This window comes from Mesorhizobium sp. WSM3224, from assembly GCF_000427725.1.
Classification (GTDB): Bacteria; Pseudomonadota; Alphaproteobacteria; order Rhizobiales; family Rhizobiaceae; genus Mesorhizobium.
Genome location: NZ_ATYO01000071.1, coordinates 1 through 1,565, shown reverse-complemented (window position 1 = coordinate 1,565; position 1,565 = coordinate 1). Strand labels below are relative to the sequence as shown.

Here is a 1,565-nt window from a genome sequence, read left to right as displayed (position 1 = left end):
GAGCGTGCAATCGCCGGGCAGCGAGCGGTTGTCGCGGCACGTGCTTGCCGCGGGCGATGTGGGCGGGCTTTTGGCGCTGTTTGCGCGGCTGCGGGAGCGTGCGGAGCAGCGTCTGGGCGGCGCGGTCGAGATCATCACCATTCAGGAGGCGGGCCTGGACGGGTTCTGGCTGCATCGCCTGCTGGAGAGCGAAGGCATCCGCAGCCATGTCGTCGATGCCGCTTCGATTCCGGTGCCGCGCCGCAGCCGGCGGGCCAAGAGCGACAGGATCGATGGCGAGACGCTGTGGCGCACGCTGTCGGCGTGGCTGCGCGGCGAGCCGCGCGTGTGCTCGATGGTGCATGCGCCGAGCCCCGAGCAGGAGGACAGCCGGCGGCTGGTGCGCGAGCGCGACAGCCTGATGCGCGAGCGCATCCGCGAGAGCAATCGCATTCGTGGCCTGCTGGCGGCGCAAGGCATCCACGGCTACGACCCGTTGCATCGCAACCGCCGCGTCGCGCTCGACAAGCTGACGACCGGCGATGGCCGCCCGCTGGGATCGCAGCTCAAGAAGGAGATCATGCGCGCGCTCGAGCGCCTCGAGCTGATCATGGCGCAAATCGCCCGGGTCGAGAGCGAACGCGCCGAACTGCTCAAAGGCGATGAGGCCAATGCGGTTGCAATGCGGCTGCTCGAACTCAAGAGCATCGGCCCCGATTTCGCCACCACGCTGGCGCTCGAGGCGTTCTTCCGCCGCTTCGACAATCGGCGCCAGCTCGCCGCCTTTGCCGGCCTTGCCGGCACGCCGTGGCGCAGCGGCAAGATCGATCGCGAGCAAGGCATCTCGAAGGCCGGCAACCGACGCCTGCGCAAGACCATGATCGAACTGGCCTGGTTGTGGCTGAGGCATCAACGCCAATCCGCCCTGAGCCAATGGTTCTTCAAACGGCTCGCCCCAGACAAGGGCCGCCCAGGCAGCGACCGCAAGCCAAACCGGCGGCTCTTCATCGTCGCGCTGGCGCGCAAGCTTATCGTTGCGCTGTGGCGCTTCGTCACCGTCGGCGAGATTCCCGAAGGGGCCGCCCTGAAGCGTGCCTGAAGGCCTTGGAGCCATGATCATGAGCGACACAGACATGAGCTACATCGGCATGAGCAACATCGGCGCGACCTGATCAGCCGCGTCGATCCTGGTGGACGAGGCCCGTTTCTCCCCTTGGCTGAAACATGCCGCTCGCAAGATGGGAGCCTCGGCCGCCGAGCCCGTGCCTTTTGCGCATGAAGGATTGTGGTCTCGCCGCACGCGGCGACCGTATGTGAGGTTCTGAGGGCGCTCCAGAGCGCGCCGTCAGTCCCGCCAAGGCAGGTCCCGGGCCAGGAGACGCAAAGCTACATCCCGCCACGTCCAGTGTGGCGCCGTGCTCAATCAGCGCAAGACCAAGCCGCTGCGCGGCGGCTGGACAGCCGGCCTTGCGCCGATCTGCGCGCGACGCTTTCGAGCGCCCTATGGTCGGGACGAACAGCTGCCCCACGATCAAACCAACAGCTAGCAGATCAACCTCTTGACCCAATGGCCCTCATGTGAGGGG

1 protein-coding gene is annotated in these 1,565 nt (G+C 67.0%); it reads left to right on the top strand.

What is annotated here, in order from left to right; translation table 11 throughout:
• Positions 1-76: 76 nt before the first annotated feature.
• Positions 77-1,078: an IS110 family transposase gene (locus tag YU3_RS38325; RefSeq protein WP_156913704.1), complete on the top strand. Its 1,002-nt coding sequence runs from the start codon at positions 77-79 to the stop codon at positions 1,076-1,078.
• Positions 1,079-1,565 lie beyond the last annotated feature (487 nt).